Genomic DNA, 19617 nt, shown 5'->3' with positions numbered 1-19617 from the left:
TCCCCATGACGCCCGATACGGGAACCCGGCACACCGGACCGACCAGCCCGCTGCTGGGCGACTGGCTCAGCACCGAGGGCCACTCCTCGCCGGGCATCGCCCGGCTGGAGGTGCGGGAGCACGACGGCGCGACCTGGGTACGGGCCTTCGGCGGCGGCTCCCGCGACTGGGGGGTGGCCCCCGCCGTGCGGTACACGACGCTGGGCGTGCCGGCGTCCGCACTCACCGTGGCCTTCGACTTCGGCTTCCTGCGCACCGTCGTCTCGGCCCACCACAAGGGCGGGATCCTGGTGGTCACCACGTCCAACGTCTTCAGGGACGGCAGCTCCCGCGCCGACTACTGGACCCGCGAGTTCTTCCACCGGACCGGGCGGGCCGAAGGGTGCGCCGGTGCCGGAGAGAGCCGTCCCCGGGCCCGGCCGGAGCCCGGCGGCGGGGGAACCGGGCCAGGATCGCCCGGGGGCGGGCGGGGCGAAGCGGCGGTCATGACGGAGGTCAGCCGTGAGGAGGACCGCCCGACCGGCACCGGGCCGACCGGGCCGCTCGACGTCCTGCCGCTGCTCGGCCGGTGGACCAACTTCGACCGCGCCACCACCGGTGTGCTGGACGCACAGGCGGAGCAGCGGGCGGACCGGCTGCGGCTGCGGCTCCTGGAGGCCGACGGCAGCGCCTGGGGCCCGCTGCCCGTCCTCCCGCTGGCAACCGGCGTCGACGGTCGTCGGGCCATCGGATTCAGGGCCGAGGCGCAGCTCGGCCCCGAGCCCGGCCCACGGCAGGTCTACCTCTGCGGCTACCTCAACCGCGGCCTGCTGACCATCGACGTCCACGCCGCCGTACCCGGCGACCCGGCGGCGAGCGTGATGTACCGCGCCCACTTCCACCGTCCGGAGGAGGCGGCCAAGGCATGACCACAACCGCGCACACCCCCGCGACCACCGCCCTTCGGCAGGCGGAGAGACTGGCCCGCGACAGTTTCGCCGCCCGCGCCGACGGCTACGACCGCGACGCCGTCTTCCCGGCCGACGACTTCGCCGACCTGTTCGCGGCCGGCCTGCTGGCCGCCGCCGTACCGACGGACTACGGCGGCCTCGGCCTTGGACCGCAGCAGCGCGAGACGCTGCCGCTGTGGCAGCTGACGACGCTGCTCGCGGGTGCCGACCTGTCGCTGGCCCGCTGCTGGGAGGGCCACGCCAACTCCCTCGTCCTGATCGACGCCCTGGGCAGCGCCGAACAGAAGCGGCGCTGGTTCGGCGGAGTGGTGGAGCGGGGCGAGATCTGGGCCGCCTGGAGCGGTGAGCCGCGGGCCCCCAAACCGGGCGAGGTTCCCCGGTTCGGCACCACCGTGGCAGCCGCCGACGGCGGCTGGGTGCTCCACGGCACCAAGGCGTTCGCCACCAGCGCCACCGGCGCCCGTTGGGCGATCCTGCTGGTCGACCGGGCCGGGCCGGGGGGAGCCCGGCACTCGCCAGGGACGTCGGACGGAGTGCTGCTGCTGGCCTGCGATCTGGGCGACCCGACCGTGACCGTCGACACCTCGTGGTGGAACCCGGGCGGCATGCGCGCCACCGCCAGCCACGCGGTGCGCTTCGACGGCACCTTCCTCCCGTACGACCGGCTGATCGGCGAGCCGGGCAGCTACCTCGCCGGATACTGGCAGTGCGCGTTCGTCCCGCACTACGCCGCCAGCTTCCTCGGCGCCGCCGAAGCCGCCTACAGGTACGCACTGGGCTACCTGAAGCACCAGGGCAAGAGCGGGGACCCGTACGTCCAGCAGCGGGTGGGACGGATGGCCGTCAACATCGACACGGCACGCCTGTGGCTGCGCCATGTCGCCGCACTGTGGGACGAGGGGAGGCTGGAGGAGGCGAGGATCGCCGGGAGCCAGGCACGGCATCTGATCGAGCATCTCGCCGAGGAGACGGTTCACCACTGCATCCGCGCCTGCGGCGCCCGCAGTCTGATCCGGCCCTCACCGGTGGAACGGATCCTGCGCGACCTGACCTTCTACCAGCGGCACGACAACGACGATCACATCCTGGCCACCATCGGCCGGGCGGCGCTCGGTGAGAGTTACGACCCCGCGTTCCACAGGCTCTGAACGTTCCACACGCTCTGAAGGGAGAGCCGGATGTCCGCCAGGCCCTTCCCCTTCCGCTGCACCGACCCCGCCGGGACGCACGCCGAGCTCGCCCGGCTGCGGGAGAGCGAACCGGTCAGCCGGGTCGTACTGGCGAGCGGCCACGAAGCCTGGCTGGTGACCAGGTACCAGGACGTCCGCCTGGTCCTCGGCGACCCCAGGTTCAGTGCGGCCGAGGCCGCGCGGCCCGGCGGCCCCAGCCTCGACCGGGTGCCCATGACACTGCCGGACGTGGTCCAGCTGCGGGAGACCGACGGACAGGACCACCAGCGGCTGCGCAGGCTGGTGGCACCGGCCTTCAGCGCCGGCCGGATGGAGCGGCTCGCCCCGATGGTCGGGCGGACGGTCGACGGACTGCTGGAGGCGATGGCGGAGGCGGGCCCGCCGGCCGACCTCGTCCCCGCCCTGACCGATGTGCTGCCGCTCAGCGTGGTGTGCGCCTGGCTGGGACTCCCGCGGGCGGACGTCCCCCGCCTCCTGGCCTGGAACGCCGAGATCACCGGTGCCGGACCCGTCGACGAGGTGATCGCGATCCAGCGGAAGATGTGCGACTACCTGGCGGGGGCGCTGGCCGAGCGCCGGGCCGCGCCGGGCGAGGACCTGCTCAGCGCACTGGTCGAGGCCCACGACCAGGAGGGCGCGCTGGACGAGCGGGAACTGGTCGGCCTCGGCCAGGCCATCGTCTTCGCCGGACACACCACGACGTCCAACCTGATCGCGGCCTCCGTGCACGGCCTGCTGCACCACCCCGAACAGTGGTCGCTGCTGCGCCGCCGCCCCGAGCTGCTGCCGGACGCGGTGGAGGAGATGCTGCGCTGGCACCTGCTGCTGACGGACGGCCGCCTCCGGGTGGCCACCGAGGACGTCCGGCTGGCCGACGTGCTCATCCGCGCCGGCGATCCCGTGGTCGCGTCGATCAACGCCGCCGACCGGGACGCCGCCGTCTACCCCGAGCCCGACGTGTTCGACCCTGAGCGCTCCGGCGCGCCGAACCTGGCCTTCGGGTACGGCATCCACCGCTGCCTGGCCGCACACCTCGTACCGGTGGAACTCCGGGTCTGCCTCGCCCGGTTGCTCGACCGCTTTCCGGAACTCCGGCCGGCCGCACCGGAGTCGGGACCCCGCTGGAAGGACCTGCCCAGGATGCAGGGCCTGGCGGAGCTGCCGGTGACCTGGTGAGACGCCCGGCCGCGCGCGGCTCACCGACCGGTCGGGGGAGCCGAATCGGGCCTTGCGGTCGGGCGCACACTCACCTCATGCTCAACTGCCGTGCCTGACAGGCGGGCTTCCCGGGGTCTCACCGGCCGGTGAGCTGCCAGGGGAAGGGCGAGAGGTCGGGTTCGACCCAGGTGGTCCTGGCCCGGTCGCTTGCCAGGGTCTCGGGCCGGTAGTAGCGGTCGAGCAGCTGCTTGTCGAGCAACTCGGCGTGCTGCTCGGCGAACGCGTCGAAGTCACGGGTGTCCGTCCGGTCCGCCCGGTGGCCCACCAGCTCGACCCAGGCACGGGTGACGGTGGCGTGGTACTTCTGCGGCGCCCCCGCGTCGCTCGCGGCCTGCCGGATGCCCTCGCCGACCAGGTCCAGCGCGGCGGCGGTGCCGTAGCGCCGGACGGCCAGCCAGGTCAGCCGGACGTGCTGGCGGTGGCCGAAGTGGTCGGCATCCGCCATCACCTCCCGCATCAGTGTCTTGAAGGCCGTCTCGCCCGGGTTCGGGGCGTGCTGGGGAACGTTCACGGGGACACCTCGGTCAAGGCCTGCAGGACGGCGTGGAAGCCGGCCACTTCCGTGGGGGAGAGGCCGCCGAGCGCGCGGTCCTCCAGATCGGTCAGGGTCTGCCGGACCGTGTCGGCGGTCAGACGGCCGGTGGGGGTCAACTCGATGAGTACGGACCGGCGGTCGCCCGCGCGGGCGCCGCGGGTGATGTGGCCGCGGCGTTCGAGCCGGTCCAGTACGCCGGTCAGCGTCGTCGGGCGGGTGCCCACGGCCGCGCCCAGTTCGGACACGGTGCGGCCGCGTCCGTCGGCGAGGTTCGCCAGAGCGTTGATCTCGGAAGCGGTCAGATCGAGGTCGACCAGCTCGGCGGCGATGATCTGGAGCGTGGCATGGGTCGCGCGTTGCAGTGCGAGCAGCGCCGACGGCTCCGACGGAACGGATTCGGACTTCACGATTTCGGATATTACGGTTTCGTAGTATCGCCTGCAAGTCGAACCGGCCATGTACGGAGGGCGCGGACCCGCGCGGTGCCGCCCCCTCTCATCGGGGCTGTGGGTGCGGCCGACCGGCGGCTGTCGCTCTGCGGCCCCGTCCGACCGGACCGATCCTGGGGAGCGTGGGACGTCGAGCTGCCAGGGGCGGCGGTGCGGACGGCGAGGCGCCGAAGCCGCCCGCCGTAACGCGGACCGACTACGCCGGGGCCGTCTACGGCTCGATCCTCGCGGCCTCGGTCGTGGCCACCGCCGGAGCTCTCGGCCCGTTCCCGAGAATCAAGCTGGTGCTGCTCCTGCTGGTCACCGGGGTGGTCTTCTGGGCGGCGCACGTCTACGCGCGGATCGTGGGGGAGCGGCTGCTGCGGCAGCCGCTGACCGGCAGGGACGTCCGCAGGGTGGCCGTCGGTGAATGGCCGATCGTCAAGGTGGCCGTCCCGCCGGCCGCCGCCGTGGCGATCAGCCCGCTGCTGGAACTGGGGGCGGAGGGGACCGCGTGGTTCGCGCTCGCGGTGGCTCTGGCCGAGCAGGTCGGCTGGGCGACCGTCCCGGTCCTGCGGGCCGGTGCCCCGCGTCGCATGGTGCTGGCCGGCGGCGTCGCCAACCTCCTGCTCGGAGTGATCATCGTGATGGCCAAGGCGGCGCTCCACTACTGACGCGGTCCCGGACGCGTGGCACGGCACCTGGCACGGTGGGTTTCACCCGTTCGGGTGTGTGCCGCGACCGGGTCGCGCGAGACCGCCGCCCCGGTGTCAGCCCTGGTGGTGACGGGTTGCGCCGGTTGGGTGCCCGCCGACCGAGGGGGCGGGGCCGGACTGCGCACCATAGAGTTTGTATGCGGATAGATCGGCGGGTCGAGCGAACCGTGACCGTCCCTCCCGGAGGCTCACATGTCGGTGCTCGTGCTGTTCATACCCCCTGCTCTGCTCGGTGCCGTGCTGCTGCTCGGCCGACTGGAGGACCGCCTCACCGCGCCGCCGCCGGACCGGCAGGAGACATCGCCGGCCGAGGAGGAGCCACAGGTACGCGAGGCGATATCAGAGCCCGCCGACCCCGGCGAGTCGCAGACCTGATCCGGCGGGTGCCCCCGGCGTCGCCATGCGGAGACCGAGCCCGGCCGCGCACCCGCGCGGTGCGGACGGGCTCCACGGCGGACCGGCCGGACGCCCCGCTCCGCGGCCGGAACATCCGGTCCCGGGTCAACCGGCCGACGGCCCGGCCGTCGTCGGGAGCCGCCTGGCGGCGAGGGCGGCGATGTCGTCGTGGAGAGTGCCGTTGCTGTAGGTGACGAGGTCCTGGTGGAGGAGGTCGAGGAGCTGGCCGGGAGGGGCGGCGAGCCAGGAGCGGACGCGTTCGACCAGGGGGTAGAAGGTTCCGCCGAGGTCGCGGGTCTCGGTCACGCCGTCGGTGTAGAGCAGCAGTTGGTCACCGGCCGTGAAGGGGACCACGTCCACGTGGTAGCCGCCGTCCTGAACGAGCATCCCCAGGTTGAGGGGCGGCGAAGGGGCGGTGGCCTCGACCTCGCGGACGTGCCCGTCGTGGATGAGCAGCGGGGGCGGGTGGCCGCAGTTGACGATGCGGACGGCCGGTTCGTCGTCGGGGATCTCGACGAACACCGCGGTGACGAAGCGCTCGGCGACGTCGCCGCCCGGCAGCTGGGCCGCGGTGCGGATCATGCTGGTCTCCACCCGGTGTGCCAGGTGGGGGAGGTCGGGTTCGTCGTGTGCGGCCTCGCGGAAGGCGCCCAGCATGATCGCGGCGGCCTCGACGGCGAGCAGGCCCTTGCCGCGCACGTCGCCGATGAGCAGGCGTACGCCGTGCGGGGTGCGCATCGCCTCGTACAGGTCCCCGCCGATCCGGGCCTCCGCGGCGGCGGCCATGTAGAGGGTGTCGACGGTGACATGGCCGAGGTGGTGGGGAACGGGGCGGAGCAGCACCCGCTGGGCGGTCTCGGCCACCGAGCGGACGTCGGCGAGGGTGCGTTCCCGCCGTTGCCTGAAGCCGCTGGCCAAAGCGGCGGCCAGGGTGACGGCCGCGATGGCTCCCACGGTGAAGAAGTGCCCGGGGCGCAGGAGCAGCCCCTGGCCGGCGGCGAGGCTGACGTTCACCACCAGGGTGAGCAGTCCGATCCACAGAGTCCCCGAGACCGAGTAGGTGCAGGCGGCCAGAGCGGGGACGGCCGAGAGCAGACGGTCGAACTGCAGATCCACCGGGGTGGCCAGGTCCAACACAACCGTCAGCGCCATGAGCACGAACGGCATGAGGTTCACGTAGTCGGACGGAGTGATCCGTTTCCGGCCTTTCGGCGTCAACCGCGTCGGACCGGTCATATGGGCAGTATATGAAGTCCCTCCGGAGGCGCGCCGGGCGTCGGGCGCCTCCGGGAGCCCCGCGCGCGGCGCCACGTCAGGACCCGAAGACCCTGGTACGGGCGGTACCCCACCAGCGGAACACCCCGTGGGACCCGCCTTCTCGGCCGCGGTCCGGACCGGTCCGGCTCACCGGTCCGCCCGGGCCCGTCCGGTACGGTGCGGTGGGGCTCCGCCCGGTCCTGGCGGAGCAGGGTCCACCCCGTGGAACGGTGGCGGGACGGCTGCCAGAAGGCCCCGGATGCCGACGGCGGCGGCCGTCGCCGGCACCCCGAGCGGGTCTCGATGGCGCGACCACCAGGCCACCAGCCGATCGAGCGCGGCGGGTGGCGCGGACGACGGGTCGAGGCGGAACGGCCGACTCCACGCCTGCGCCTGCCGGGCCAGCCCGTGGAGCATCGCGGTTCCGTCATAGTCGTTTGGCATATGCACAGCTTCCCGGCCGGGCGTCACCATGGCGTAGTCGGCGGAGTCGCGAGACCGCAGGTAACGCTTCTGCGGAACTCCGCTACACCGGACCGCCGTTGAAGCCGTCGCGGTCGGGCCCGGCCTGGTGTTCCGGCCGCGGCCGCACCACCCGGGCCCGACCAGGACGCGGCGCCCTGTCCTCCCGGTCCCGCGCCGTAGCGGCGGCGTCACCCCGGAAGGCCCAGCGGCGTTCCCCCGGATGGCCCAAGCATGTCGCACAGCGGTCCCGGCGTGGCCACACTATTCCCCGTGCTTCCCCGCCCCGGCGCGAGCCCAGACGACAGAAGGACGTACTCCATGCCCACGGACGCTCCCCCCGGCCCGCTGCGGATCCTGGTCTTCGGCGCCGCGCTGCGGGCCGAATCCGTCAACGCCCAGCTCGCCTCCCTGGTGGCCCACCTGATCGCGGACACCGGTGCCGCCGTCGACCTCGCGGCCATGCGCGAGTTCGAGATGCCGATGTACGACGGCGACATGGAGGCCGACCGAGGCCTGCCGGCCGGCGCCCTCGCACTGCGCGACCGGATCGAGCAGTGCGACGCCTTCGTCATCTCCTCGCCCGAGTACAACGGCTCGGTGCCGGGGGTGCTGAAGAACGCGATCGACTGGGTCTCGCGGGTCCGGCCGCAGCCGTTCAAGACCAAGCACGCGTTGCTCGTCTCCGCCTCCCCGTCCCTGGTCGGCGGCAACCGCGGGCTGTGGGCACTGCGGGTCCCGCTCGAGCACCTCGGCACCCGCGTCTATCCGGACATGTTCAGCCTGGCCAACGCGTACGAGGCCTTCGCCGACGGGGCGCTCAAGGACCCCGGGCTGCGGCAGCGCCTCACCGAGACCGTGGAGGGCTTCCTCAGCCTCGTCAGAGCCGATGTGCGCTACGTCTGCCTGGAGCGCCGCTGGTACGAGTTCCTCGGGGACCGGACCGAGGCGGCCATCACCCAACGGGCCGAGTCGTAGCCGCTCCACGGGCCGGACCGGTGACGGCCGACGGCGGTGTCGACGGCTGTGGAGGTCCGGATGCCCACGGCAGCCGACAGCGCTCCGCGGCCGCCCGGCCGGTTCCCCCCACTGGCCGGTCCCCGGGGCACGCGGACCGGGGCCGTTCTCGGGAGTCCTGTCGCGGGAGGGCGGCAGGCGATTGACTGTGGAGAGGGGGAACGGCTCGGCTGAGGGGGCGAGCGGGACAGAAGGGCAGTCCGGTGTCTGAGGTCTTCAACGGCGGCGGATCGTGGCGCCGACCGCGACTCCTGCCCAAGTGGTCACGCAGGCTCACGGCCGGTGGCTACCTGCTGGTGGCGGCGGCCGTGGCGGTGGACTTCGTCACCGGAACCGACACCACGTTCGCCCCGGTCCTCGCCGCCCTCCCGGTACTGGCCGGTGTGGGCACCCGTCGAGTGCTGCTTCCGTTGGCGGCCGGAGTGGTCGCCAGCGTCATCGTCGTCCTCCTGGCGCTCTACGATGTGGGCGTGCCGAGCGGTGTCATGGCGACCGCGGCGGTGACGGTGGTCATGATCACCTTCTTCACCTGCGCCAACGTCGTGGTGGTGCGGGCCCAGGAGCGGGAGCTGGCCAGGGTCCGCACGGTCGCCGAGGCGGCGCAGCGGGCGCTGCTGCGGCTGGTGCCCCGGCGGCTGGGACCACTGGTGGTGGCGGTGCGCTATGTGGCGGCCGAGGCCGAGGCGCGGATCGGCGGGGACCTGTACGAGGTGATGCGGACCCCGTACGGTGTGCGGCTGCTCCTCGGGGACGTGTGCGGCAAGGGGCTGGCCGCGGTGGAGACCGCCGCCGACGTGCTCGGGGTGTTCCGGGAGGCGGCGCGGGCCGAGCCGGACCTGACGGAGGTCGCCAGACGGCTGGACTCGGCGCTCGCCCGCCGCCCGGCGAGCGAGGAGTTCGTCACGGCGGTGCTGATCGGCATTCCCGACGCACCGGGCCCGGCGATCACGGTCAACTGCGGCCACCCGCCACCGCTGCTGTGCCACGAAGGCCGGGTCGGCGAGGTGGAGCCGCCCGTCGAGGCACCCCCGCTGGGGCTGCTCGGTCTGGTCGGCGGGGACTACCGGGCCTGGTCGTTCGCCTTCGACCACGGCGATCTGCTGCTGCTCTACACGGACGGCGTGTCCGAGGCCCGGGACTCGGGGAACCGGTTCTACCCGCTCGCCCAGCGCCTGGCCGTGCTGGCGCACGGGGATCCGGAGGCACTGCTGGACGAACTGCTCGTCGACGTCCGGGCGTTCGTCGGTTCCGGACTGACGGACGACGCTGCCCTGCTCGCCGTTCGCCGGGACCGGTGACCCGGTCCCGGGAGGACCCCGCCCGCGGCCGTGATCGTGCCCGCGTGGCCGTGAGGCGGATCCGCCGTCTCGTGATGCGGTGACGGCCCGGGGTCGCCCCGGACGTCCCGGTGAGCGGCGCGGCGGGGGCCGCCGAACGGGTCGCCGCCCTGCGGCAGGGGCGGGACGCTCCACCAACTCCCGTACGGATCCCGGCCGCTGATGTCGCCGAAACCGGCCGGGGTGATGCGGGCCGGCCGCGGACCCGCGGGGCGTCAGGCCGCGTGCGACAGCTCTCGGAGGTCGAGGCTGCGGGTGATGCTCCGCAGCTCCGTGTAGAGCGCGGACGGCGGAACGGCCATGACGGGGCAGCCGGCGTGAGCCAGGCAGTACCGGCCCACCGAGCCGCGCAGGAGGCGCTTCAGCACGCCACGGCGGCCGGTGCTGATGACCAGCAGGTCGCCCGGCCGGTCCGCGATCTCGACCAGCGCGGGACCGGCCTCGCCGCGGATCACCAGCGGCTCCACCCGGACCCCGACGGGGAACCCGCCGAACGCCTCCTCGAAGGCGCGCTCCAGTCGCGCACCGGCGGCCGCCTCCCAGGCCCGCATCAGCGGCGGACACGGGTGGGCGCGGTAGTTGCGCTCGCCGCCCACGGGTGTCCAGGCCAGTACCGGAACCAGCACCGCCTGCCGGGCGCGGGCCTCGTCGACCGCGCGGTGCAGTGCGGTCATGCTGTTCAACGAACCACTGACACCGACGATGACGCGCGCGCCGTCCGACATGGGTCCTGGCTTCTTTCCGCTCTTGTCCGCCTTGGCGGATCATTCCTCTTGATGCCTGTGATTATGCTGCCATGTTCCTCGATCTGCCTGCAAATCGAAAGAGTTTTGCGAACTTTCCCTTGCATGATGCGGGCGGTTCTGAGGCGGGCAACCCACCCAGCGGGCGCGGCCGGACCGTGGCGCACCACCGCCCTCACCAGCGGCGCAGCACCCGGGGGAGGAGGAACCACAGGACGGCGAACATCACGGCGGTCACGGACACGATGGCGATGGCGGCCGTGCGGCCGAGGACGACGTCCATCAGCAGCAGGACCGCGCCGTTGAGCGCGAGTGCGAGAAAGGCGAGGCCGACCTGGGTGAGCCGGGTGGACAGGTCCACGATGCGGCGCTTGGCGCCCCGGTGGAACAGGCCGCGGTGCAGTGCCACCGGTGTGGACAGGACCGCGGCGGAGGCGACGGTCAGCAGGAAGGTGGTCACGTAGACGGCCTTCTGGGTGCCGTCGAGCCCGGTGAAGCGCTCCGTGAAGGCGATGCCGAGGAGGAAGGCGAGGAGGATCTGCACACCCGTCTGCAGCACGCGCAGTTCCTGCAGAAGCTCGACGAGATTGCGGTTCGCCCGCTGCTGCGGTGTCTCGAAACGCGTCTCGAAACGCGTCTCGGCGGGTTCCGGCTCCCGTTTCGGCCCAGGTGTCGGCTCCGGTGGCGGCGGCCCGGGTGGCGGCTCTGGTGTCGGCATGACCCCACTGTCCACCCCGACCCCGGGTGTGCGGCTGAGCCGCGCCGCCCACCGGACCGGGCCACCCCGGTCTCGAACGCGCCGCGGCGCCCTGGCCGGCGGACCGCTCCGCATCGATGGCATGAGTGCTTTCGCGCCGAGCCATGGGCGGTTTCGCGCCGATGCCGGCCCTGTCGGCGGGCGGCCGAAGAAGGCCTGTCGCGTTTCGTCGGCGGTTGGGTACTGTCGGTGGTGGTGTGCCGGGAAGTCTGGTCGGCGTGAGGGTCGCGGCTGCCCCGCCTGGCCTCGGGGGCGCCGTCGACACGGTATCGACCCGTGGAGGCGCCATGCGTGTCATCGTCCCGATCGTCCTCCTCCTCGGCCTGGCCGCTCTGGTGCTGACCGCTCCGCGGCTCGGCCCGTACCTGGACCGGCGCCGTGCCAGGGCGATCGCCGATGAATTGACCCGGCGTCATGGGTTCATCGCCCGGCCGGAGTTCGGCCTTGAGCGGCTTCCGTCCGCGCCGCCCTTCCACTACGGCACGTCGCGGCGGCTGGTCGATCAGGTGACCGGCGAGCTCGACCGGTCGGTGCTCACATCGGCCGGCTACAGCTGCCGTGAGAACGGCTCGACCCATGTCTACGGAGTCGCGCTGGTGGAGCTGCCGGTTCCGCTCGGCGAGGTCGAGGTGCGGCACGAGCCGGCGTTCCACTCGGTGAGGGTCGTCGAACCCGTCCCCGACGCTCCGGTGCCCACCGGGGTGGCCGACTTCGACAGCCACTACCGGATCTACGCCCGAGATCCGCACCACGTCAGGACGATGCTGCCGGCCTCCGAGGTACACCAACTGCTGGCCGCGCCAGAGCCGTTCAGCTGGCGGGTGAGCGGCGGCGAGCTGCTGCTGTGGCGTTCCGGCGGGTGGTCGTCCGCAGCGGCGCTGGCCGGCTGCGTACGGACCGTGACCGCCGCGCTCCGCCCGGCGATCGAGAGTGCCGCCGCGTTCCAGGTCGAGCGGCCGAACCGGTAGGGGCCCTGGCGCCGCTCCCGGCGGACCGGTCCGGACCGGTCGCGTCGCATTCCCCGCCGCTCGGCGCCGTCGAGTTCCCGGCGAAGCCCCCGGCCGGCTCGGGCGACGTCCGCCGCTGCGACCGCACCGCCCACCGCTGTCGCCCGGGTGTACACCGGGCCTCCACCGTGACGACGTGGCCCGGCGGCCGGTGCCGCTCCCCGGCCGCCGCCCGGCGGATCGCCCCCCGGGCGCGCGCCCGCACGGCCGCCGCACCGGCCGCCATGGTGCGGCGGTCGGCGGGCGAACGGGGGCGATCCGGCACGAGCCTGCGACCCGGGCCAGGGCGTGGGACGCTGGTAGGGACGTCCGTTGCACGGGCGGTCACCCGCTGCCTGGCGGGCGTCCGCCACCGTCGAGGAGCTGCGTGGCGGCGGTGCCGGTTGCGGCCTCTCCGCGCGGCCCTGCCGGGGTGCGGCGGACGCCCTGGCAGCGCCGCCACCCGTCGGCCCGCACGGCTGGTGGCGGACACCCCGGCCACGCGAGGGGGCCATGGCCAGCGAAGGAGAGTCTCATGCCGGGCGACGAGTTGATGGGTGACGAGGTGTACCAGCCCGACCGCTCCGAAGTACAGGACGACATCGGACCGTTGGAGCCGGAGGACACCCTGGTGGACCGAGGTCTGGAGTCGGCGCTCGACGAAGGCTACGCCCCGCCGGACCGCCCGCTCGCGGTGAACCGCCACGGGACCACCGCGACCGAGCAGCGTGAACGCGAGAGTCTGGAACGGCGGTTGGCGGCGGAGCTGCCGGAGGTCGCGACACCCGAGGGTAACGGGATCGGCGACACCTACGGCACCGACGCGGAGCTGATCGACACGGAGGTGGGCGAGCGGCGGTCCGGCAGGCTGATCGCGGCCACGGACGCGCGCAGCGACATGATCGCGGAGGACGTCGGGATCTGCGGCGGCGCGGCGACGGCGGAGGAAGCGGCCATGCACACCACCGACGACCCCGAGGCGCTCGACTGGTGACCGACGCCGTGCGCGGCCGAAGGCCGCTCGCGGCCCGTGTACCGGGCGCCGGATCCTGGCGACGTACCCCGCTCGGTTCTGCGCGGGGCCCGGCGGGCATTCCCCATGGACGGGCCCCGCTGGAGATGACTGGCCGTCAGAAGTCCTGCTGGGAAACCACGGTGACCTTCGAGTGCCGGAGTGCGGCCGGGGGCCGGTAAGCCGGCCGGTGCCCGGCGCGGGTACCGCCGGGACGCGTCCGAGTCCGCGCCGATCACCGCTTCCGGCCGGACGGAGCGCGGGCCGGGGACCGCCACACGCCCTGCGGGACATTCCACGCCGTCGGCGCGACTATGGGAACGAAGCCGTCGCGGACGCACCTCGTCGGCTGGAGGCAAGGTGATCGAGGTGGTGGGCACGTCGTCGTCCGCACTCTCCCGGCCCCGTCCCGGTGGCGGGGCGAGGCCGGTCGTCGAGGGCGGCCTCGGGGTGCTGGCGCCGATCCTGCGGTCGGCCTCGATCGGACTGGGCGCCCACATCGGCGGGCTGTACCTGCTCTCGGACGACCTGCACGTGCTCCACCTGGCGATCACACTCGGATCGGGACGCCAGTTCATCCGGCCCTGGGAACGCATCGGCCTGGCCGCGCCGATCCCGGTGGCCGACGCGGTGCGCGAGGACCGCCTGGTCTGGGTGGGCGGCGCGCCGGAGATGGCACGGCGGTATCCGCGGCTCGCGGTGGCCCTGCCCTATGCCTTCTGCCTCGCGGCCATCCCGCTCACGGCCGGGCAGCGCACGTACGGCGCCGTGTTCCTGCTCTGGCCCGCCACCCACCCGGGCGAGCTGTCCTCCTGGGAGCGCGGAGGGCTCACCGCGCTCGGCCGCAGCCTGGCCGAGGAACTGGAGCGGGCGGAACGCGCCGGCCGGCCGGTCCGCCCGGGACCGCGGCCCCTGATGGTCGGCACGGAACGGCGCAGCGCGCTCGACGCGATGATGGCGCGACTGCCCGAGGGCATCTGCGCCATCGACCAGCGCGGTGTGCTGACCGTCGTCACCGAGACCGCCGCCGAACTGCTGGGCGAGAGCACCGACAGGCTGCTCGGCGTCCGGCCCTGGGTGCTGCTGCCGTGGCTCCGCGATCCCGTGTACGAGGACCGGTACCGGGCGGCGGTGATAAGCGGGCAGCCCATGGCGTTCGTGGCACTGCGACCGCCGGACCGCTGGCTGTCCTTCCAGCTCTACCCGGACAAGTCCGGGCTCACCATACGCATCACCGGCGCCGAGGTCGCCCAGCGGGACCTGCCGGACGCCCGGGCGGTCGCCGGTCCCGCCGTACCCACCCGGGCCGGGGTCCTGTACCACATCCTGCACCTCGCGAGTGCGCTGACCGAGGCGGTCAGCGTGCACGACGTGGTGAGCATGGTCTCCGACCAGATCGTGCCGGCCTTCGGCGGCCAGGCGGTGGCCGTGCTGATGACCGAGAGCGGCCGGCTGCGCATCGTCGGCCACTGCGGCTATCCGCCCGGCCTGGTCGAGCAGTTCGACGGCACCCCGCTGACCGCCGCCACGCCGGGTGTCCAGGCCCTGATCAACCCGGTACCGGCCTTCTACGAGAACCGTACGGAGCTGGAACGGCTCTACCCGGGCCGCCGGGAGACCCAGGACGGCATGGCCGCCTGGGCGTACCTGCCGCTGGTGGTCTCGGGCCGGCTGATCGGCACCTGTGTGCTGGCCTTCGCCGAGCCGCACCTCTTCACCCTGGACGAACGGGCCGTACTCACCGCGCTGGGCGGCCTGATCGCCCAGGCCCTCGACCGCGCCCGGCTGTACGACACCAAACTCGGCCTCGCCCAGGGGCTCCAGGAGAGCCTGCTGCCGCACGCCCTGCCGGTGATCCCGGGCCTGGAGAGCGCGGCCCGCTACCTGCCGGGCACCGACGGTATGGACATCGGCGGCGACTTCTACGACCTCATCCGGATCGACCGCGACACCGCGGCCATCGTCATCGGCGACGTCGAGGGCCACAACGTCAACGCCGCCGCCCTGATGGGGCAGATCAGGACCGCCGTGCACGCCTACGCGACGGCGGACGCCGATCCGCGTACCGTGCTCTCCCGCACCAACCGGCTGCTGTTCGAACTGGGGACCACCCTGCTGGCCAGCTGTACCTATCTGCGGGTCGACCTGTCCCAGCGGGAGGTCTGGCTGGCGAACGCCGGGCACCCGCCGCCCCTGCTGCGCGGGCGTGACGGCCGGGCGCGGGTGCCGATCCTGCGGGGCGGCCTGGTGCTGAACGTGGAGGCCGACGCCGAGTACCCACTGACCCGGATCGGACTGCCGGTCGGGACCGTCCTGGCCCTGTTCACCGACGGCCTGATCGAGCGGCCGGGTACCGACATCGACCGGGTGCTGGACGGCCTGGCCGACACCTTCGCCCGCTGCGGCGACGAGCCGCTGGAGCGGGTGGCCGATGAGCTGATCGGCCATGCCGAGCAGACCGGCCACCGCACCGACGACATCGCGCTGCTGCTGGTCCGGTCCGTTCCCCGGTGAGGCGGACGGGCAGGCCGAAAGGGGCCCGGTGCGTGTGCACCGGGCCCCTTTCGGGTGAGGCTGCGGGGAGCCGTGGGTCGGTTTAGTACCAGTGGTGGGCGGCCCAGAAGGACCAGGCGGCGTTCGGGCTGCCGTAGCGCTCGCACATGTACTTGTAGGCCCACTTGATCTGGGTGGTCGGGTTGGTCTTCCAGTCCGCACCCTCGGAGGCCATCTTGGAGGCCGGCAGAGCCTGCCCCAGACCGTAGGAACCGCTGCTCGGGTTGGTCGCGGTGACGCTCCAGCCGCTCTCGTGCGAAATGATGTTGCTGAAGGAGGCCAGCTGGTCCGCCGGGACGATGCTCGCGGCGATCTGCTGCGGAGTAGCAGCGGACGCGGCGGTCGGGGCGACCACGGCACCGATGGTGGCCACACAGGCGGCACCGGCGAACAGGGCAGCGGACTTACGCAGACGAGCGGTGAACGAAGCAGACAAGAGCGGTCCTAACTCAGGGGACAGGAATACACACCCGCACAACCCCCGAATCAGGGGGATGGTGCACCCGGTGTGGCCCGGCACCTGGATCGTTTGGTTCAGGCGAACTGAATCCGCGTGATCCGAGCCGGTCGGCCACGAGCCGGGCGAGAAGCCCGATGCGTCGTGGCGACTGAAGCCATTGTTAGCGGGCCGGGCGGCGCTCTCCAAGGCCCCGGAAACGCCCCGTCCACGACGCGGCGTCGTAGCACCACCACCGACCGCCGCCCACAGGCCGCACCCGCGTACCCCCCGACCCGCCCCTCAAACCCCACCCCCGAACTCTCTCCCGCGCACCGTGATCACGGCCCTGAGGTGCGCCGATGCCGCACCGGTCGACCGGTGGGGCGTCTGGTGTCCCCGAGGCGGTGACCCCGGCGGGCAGGGCGCCGCGCAGCCGGTGGGAGTGGGCGACTATGCCTGGTAGTGGACCCTTGGCCGGCTGTGGCCACCGTCACGGGCGATCTAAACCTATTCGCCGCATTTCATCCGTTTTGGGCACTCGTGGAACCCGAAAGCTCCCAGACAAAAGGTGACCCAGGCCACCGGAAAGCGAGTGACCCGGGTCACGAACAATGCTGTGGCGCAGACCACAAATAGCCGTGTGGCGCGGGGTACAAATGGCGGTGCAGAGAAACCGGCCCCGATCGGCGGCCTTGACCGTCCGGCATGCGCGGTGGGGGAGTGAGTCGGACGGCTCGTATGAATGTGCCGACTCCGGCCCGATCAGGACCAGTCGTCTCCGAAGGCATCGAGCAGGTCGGCCTCACTGGTGGTGGCACCGGCGCCGGGTAGGAGCTGCTCGGCCCAGATGATCTTGCCGTCGCGGGTGTAGCGGGTGCCCCAGCGTTCGGCCAGCTGGGCGATGAGGAACAGGCCGCGGCCGCCCTCGTCCTCGGCGGCCGCGTAGCGCAGGTGGGGCGCGGTGCTGCTGGTGTCGGAGACCTCGCAGATCAGGGTCAGGTCGTACAGCATCCGGACCTTGATCGGCGGAGTGCCGTAGCGGATCGCGTTGGTGATCAGCTCGCTGAGGACGAGTTCCGTGATGAACGCGGCCTCGTCCAGGTCCCAGCGGGTCAGCTGCCGGGTGACCTCGGCGCGGATCCCGGCCACCGCGGAGGGGTCGGAGGGCACGTCCCACTCGGCGATCCGGTCGGGCGGCAGCAGGCGGGTGCGGGCGACGAGCAGGGCGATGTCGTCGGTCTGGCGGGCGGGCAGCAGCGCGTCGAGGACCGCGTCGCAGGTCTCCTGGGGCGTCCGGCCGGGGTGGGAGAGCGTGGCGGTGAGGATGTCGAGACCGGTGCCGATGTCGCGGGTGCGGTCCTCGACCAGGCCGTCGGTGTAGAGCACCAGGCCGCTGCCCTCGGGCAGCTGCAACTCGATGGCCTCGAAGGGCAGACTGCCCAGGCCCAGCGGTGGTCCCGCGGGGAGTTCGGGGAACTCCGTACTGCCGTCGGGGTGGACCAGGGCGGGCAGCGGGTGGCCGGCCCGGGCGAGGCTGCACCGGCCGGTGGTGGGGTCGTAGATGGCGTAGACGCAGGTGGCGCCAGTGATCGAGGGCTCGCCCTCGGTCGCGGCGGTCTCCTGGTCGATCCGGGTGACGAGCTCGTCGAGGTGGCCGAGGAGTTCGTCCGGCGGGAGGTCGAGCGTGGAGAAGTTCTGCACGGCGGTGCGCAGCCGGCCCATGGTGGCGGCGGCGTGCAGGCCGTGTCCGACCACGTCGCCGACGACCAGGGCGATCCGGGTGCCGGGCAGCGGGATGACGTCGAACCAGTCCCCGCCCACACCGGCCTGGGCGGGCAGGTAGCGGTAGGCGAGGTCGAGGGCGTTCTGCTCGGGCAGGCCGCGCGGCAGCAGGCTGTGCTGCAGCGTCACGGCCATGGCGTGCTCGCGGGTGAAGCGGCGGGCGTTGTCGATGCAGACCGCGGCGCGGGCCGCCAGCTCCTCGGCGAGCGACAGGTCGTCCTCGTCGAAGGGCTGGCTCTCCTGGCCGCGCCAGAAGTTGGCCACCCCCATCAGCACGCCCCGGGCGTGCAGCGGGACGGTGATGAGCGACCGGAGGCCGTAGTCCAGCATCACCTGGAAGCGGTCGCCGCCCGGGGAGCGCGGATCGACGGTGGCGCGCAGGTCGGGCACCAGCACCGGGCGGCCGGTGACGAAGCCGACCGCCATCGGGGTGGCCGGGGGATAGCGGTGCACCCCGCCCTCCAGGTACAGCGGGTGGTCGTCCCGGACGCTGCTGACCGCCACCCGGCGCAGCTCGGGTGCCTCGTCGTACGCCCCGGCCGGCGGCTCCTCACCCCGTAGGACGGAGTCGGCGAGATCGACCGTGACGTGGTCGGCGAACCGGCCGACCGCGACCTGGGTGAGCTCCTCGGCGGTGCGCCGGACGTCAAGCGTGGTGCCGATGGCGACGCTCGCCTCGTACAGCAGCCGCAGCCGGCCCTGGGCCACCTCGGCCTTCCCCGCGAGGGCCCGCAGCTCGGTGGAGTCCCGCAGGGTTGCTACGCTGCCGGGCGGGCCGCCGGCGTGGTCGGTGGGCCGGTTGTTCACCGCCAGCAGCCGGTCCCCGATCGGCACCACCTCGTCGGTGGCGACCCGGTGGGAGCTCAGCAGATCGGCCATCCGGGAGTCCAGGCCGAGCTCGTCGACCAGGCGGCCCTCCACCTCCGGGGGCAGGTCGAGCAGACGGCGCGCCTCGTCGTTGACGAGCAGGACCCGGCAGTCGCCGCCGACGATGACCACGCCCTCGCGCACCGCGTGCAGCACCGCGTCGTGGTGCTCGTACATCCGGGTCATCTCGGCGGGACCGAGGCCGTGGGTCTGCCGCCGCAGCCGGCCGGTCACCAGCGCCGTACCGCCGGTCGCCAGCGCGAGCGCGGCCGCACCGGCGCCTAGGACGAGCGGCAGCTGGCGGTTGATCGCACTGCTCACCGCGCTGACCTGGAGTCCGGACGACACCACGCCGACCACCGCCCCGCTCGCGTCCGTCACCGGGACGACCGCCTGCACGTCCTCGCCGGTCGGGCCGCCGACGCTCTCCACGGTGGTGCCGCCCGCCAGCGCAGGGGCGATGTTGCCGATGAACTTCTTCCCGATGTCCGCCGGCCGGGGAGCCGTGTAGCGGATGCCCTTCGGGTTCGTCACGACGATGAAGTCGACCCCGGCGTGCTTCCGTGCGGCTTCGGCGGCGGGCTGGAGCACCGCGGAGGGGTCAGGCCCCTTCAGGATGGCCGCCAGCCCGGGGCCCTGGGCGAAGGTCGCGGCCACGGCGAGTGAACGGCTGCGTGCGGACTGGAATCTGTCGCTGCGCGCCTTGAGCAGCAGCGTGGTCACCGCGGAGACCACGAGCAGCAGGACGATCAGCACCTGCAGCAGGAACATCTGCCCGGCGACGCTGCGGATGTTCACCATCGACCGCAGACGCCTCACTGACGGCTCCCTCCGAACTGGGCACGGCTGTCACCGCCGCGGCGGCCACCCGGTCGGCGCCGGGGGCAGTCGAAAGCAGCGGCCCAGGACTCGGGCCATATGCCTGTTTTAGCCCGATTACGTCCTGAGTGCGGAGGCGCCACGCCTGCGGGT

General features: G+C 73.0%; 18 protein-coding genes. 10 read left to right on the top strand and 8 right to left on the bottom strand.

The genetic code is table 11. From position 1 onward, the window contains the following. Positions 1-5 precede the first annotated feature (5 nt). Genes ACSMTC_RS02800 through ACSMTC_RS02790 form a run of 3 tightly spaced genes read left to right on the top strand, consistent with a single transcriptional unit; the run spans position 6 to position 3316 of the window. Positions 6-908 carry a hypothetical protein gene (locus tag ACSMTC_RS02800; RefSeq protein WP_436558023.1) on the top strand — a complete coding sequence of 301 codons (903 nt, stop codon included), beginning with the start codon at positions 6-8 and terminating at the stop codon, positions 906-908. Next, a complete protein-coding gene (locus ACSMTC_RS02795) occupies positions 905-2098 on the top strand; it encodes an acyl-CoA dehydrogenase family protein (RefSeq protein ID WP_436558022.1) in 1194 nt (397 codons plus the stop codon). The genes ACSMTC_RS02800 and ACSMTC_RS02795 overlap by 4 nt, the downstream gene beginning before the upstream one ends. Positions 2099-2128: 30 nt before the next feature. Beyond that, entirely contained in the window at positions 2129-3316 is a 1188-nt protein-coding gene (locus tag ACSMTC_RS02790) for a cytochrome P450 (RefSeq protein ID WP_436558021.1), read from the top strand. A gap of 118 nt (positions 3317-3434) precedes the next feature. On the opposite strand, the gene ACSMTC_RS02785 is transcribed toward ACSMTC_RS02790, so the two are convergent. Both ACSMTC_RS02785 and ACSMTC_RS02780 read right to left on the bottom strand, forming a co-directional pair. Further along, positions 3435-3869, bottom strand: coding sequence for a hypothetical protein (locus ACSMTC_RS02785; RefSeq protein WP_436558020.1), 435 nt, complete (start codon positions 3867-3869; stop codon positions 3435-3437). Beyond that, positions 3866-4300: a MarR family winged helix-turn-helix transcriptional regulator gene (locus ACSMTC_RS02780; protein ID WP_436558019.1), complete on the bottom strand. Its 435-nt coding sequence runs from the start codon at positions 4298-4300 to the stop codon at positions 3866-3868. The genes ACSMTC_RS02785 and ACSMTC_RS02780 overlap by 4 nt, the downstream gene beginning before the upstream one ends. A gap of 164 nt (positions 4301-4464) precedes the next feature. On the opposite strand from ACSMTC_RS02780, the gene ACSMTC_RS02775 reads away from it, so the two are divergent. Continuing rightward, on the top strand, positions 4465-4995 hold the full coding sequence (locus ACSMTC_RS02775; protein ID WP_436558018.1) for a hypothetical protein: 531 nt from the start codon (positions 4465-4467) through the stop codon (positions 4993-4995). Positions 4996-5229: 234 nt separating this feature from the next. Continuing rightward, entirely contained in the window at positions 5230-5412 is a 183-nt protein-coding gene (locus ACSMTC_RS02770; protein ID WP_436558017.1) for a hypothetical protein, read from the top strand. A 126-nt stretch (positions 5413-5538) separates the two neighbouring features. Here the strand turns inward: ACSMTC_RS02770 and ACSMTC_RS02765 are convergent, their stop codons facing one another. Beyond that, entirely contained in the window at positions 5539-6669 is a 1131-nt protein-coding gene (locus tag ACSMTC_RS02765) for a PP2C family protein-serine/threonine phosphatase (protein WP_436558016.1), read from the bottom strand. Positions 6670-6837: 168 nt separating this feature from the next. Then, a complete protein-coding gene (locus tag ACSMTC_RS02760) occupies positions 6838-7134 on the bottom strand; it encodes a hypothetical protein (protein ID WP_436558015.1) in 297 nt (98 codons plus the stop codon). Positions 7135-7473: 339 nt separating this feature from the next. On the opposite strand from ACSMTC_RS02760, the gene ACSMTC_RS02755 reads away from it, so the two are divergent. Both ACSMTC_RS02755 and ACSMTC_RS02750 read left to right on the top strand, forming a co-directional pair. Beyond that, positions 7474-8130: an NADPH-dependent FMN reductase gene (locus tag ACSMTC_RS02755; protein ID WP_436558014.1), complete on the top strand. Its 657-nt coding sequence runs from the start codon at positions 7474-7476 to the stop codon at positions 8128-8130. A 242-nt stretch (positions 8131-8372) separates the two neighbouring features. Then, the gene (locus tag ACSMTC_RS02750) at positions 8373-9467 is read left to right on the top strand and encodes a PP2C family protein-serine/threonine phosphatase (protein WP_436558013.1); all 1095 of its coding nucleotides are present in this window, start codon (positions 8373-8375) and stop codon (positions 9465-9467) included. A gap of 254 nt (positions 9468-9721) precedes the next feature. Here the strand turns inward: ACSMTC_RS02750 and ACSMTC_RS02745 are convergent, their stop codons facing one another. Continuing rightward, positions 9722-10231 carry a universal stress protein gene (locus ACSMTC_RS02745; RefSeq protein ID WP_436558012.1) on the bottom strand — a complete coding sequence of 170 codons (510 nt, stop codon included), beginning with the start codon at positions 10229-10231 and terminating at the stop codon, positions 9722-9724. A 193-nt stretch (positions 10232-10424) separates the two neighbouring features. Beyond that, positions 10425-10967, bottom strand: coding sequence for a DUF6328 family protein (locus ACSMTC_RS02740; RefSeq protein ID WP_436558011.1), 543 nt, complete (start codon positions 10965-10967; stop codon positions 10425-10427). 326 nt (positions 10968-11293) lie between these two features. On the opposite strand from ACSMTC_RS02740, the gene ACSMTC_RS02735 reads away from it, so the two are divergent. The 3 genes from ACSMTC_RS02735 to ACSMTC_RS02725 all read left to right on the top strand — a co-directional run bounded on the left by ACSMTC_RS02735 (position 11294) and on the right by ACSMTC_RS02725 (position 15518). Beyond that, positions 11294-11974, top strand: coding sequence for a hypothetical protein (locus tag ACSMTC_RS02735; protein ID WP_436558010.1), 681 nt, complete (start codon positions 11294-11296; stop codon positions 11972-11974). Positions 11975-12527: 553 nt separating this feature from the next. Further along, complete coding sequence (locus ACSMTC_RS02730; RefSeq protein ID WP_436558009.1) at positions 12528-12986, top strand: DUF5709 domain-containing protein; 459 nt, start codon at positions 12528-12530, stop codon at positions 12984-12986. A 378-nt stretch (positions 12987-13364) separates the two neighbouring features. Further along, entirely contained in the window at positions 13365-15518 is a 2154-nt protein-coding gene (locus ACSMTC_RS02725) for a SpoIIE family protein phosphatase (RefSeq protein ID WP_436558008.1), read from the top strand. Positions 15519-15600: 82 nt separating this feature from the next. On the opposite strand, the gene ACSMTC_RS02720 is transcribed toward ACSMTC_RS02725, so the two are convergent. Both ACSMTC_RS02720 and ACSMTC_RS02715 read right to left on the bottom strand, forming a co-directional pair. After that, entirely contained in the window at positions 15601-15993 is a 393-nt protein-coding gene (locus tag ACSMTC_RS02720; RefSeq protein WP_436557721.1) for an aggregation-promoting factor C-terminal-like domain-containing protein, read from the bottom strand. Between the two features lie 765 nt (positions 15994-16758). Next, positions 16759-19446 (bottom strand): SpoIIE family protein phosphatase, encoded by a 2688-nt coding sequence (locus ACSMTC_RS02715; protein WP_436564578.1) that lies wholly within the window; start codon positions 19444-19446, stop codon positions 16759-16761. Positions 19447-19617: the final 171 nt, after the last annotated feature.

It is taken from the genome of Kitasatospora sp. HPM-01-4 (assembly GCF_051374625.1).
Lineage (GTDB): Bacteria > Actinomycetota > Actinomycetes > Streptomycetales > Streptomycetaceae > Kitasatospora.
The sequence above is the reverse complement of the archived record's forward strand: the minus strand, read 5'-3'. Positions and strand labels throughout refer to the sequence as shown.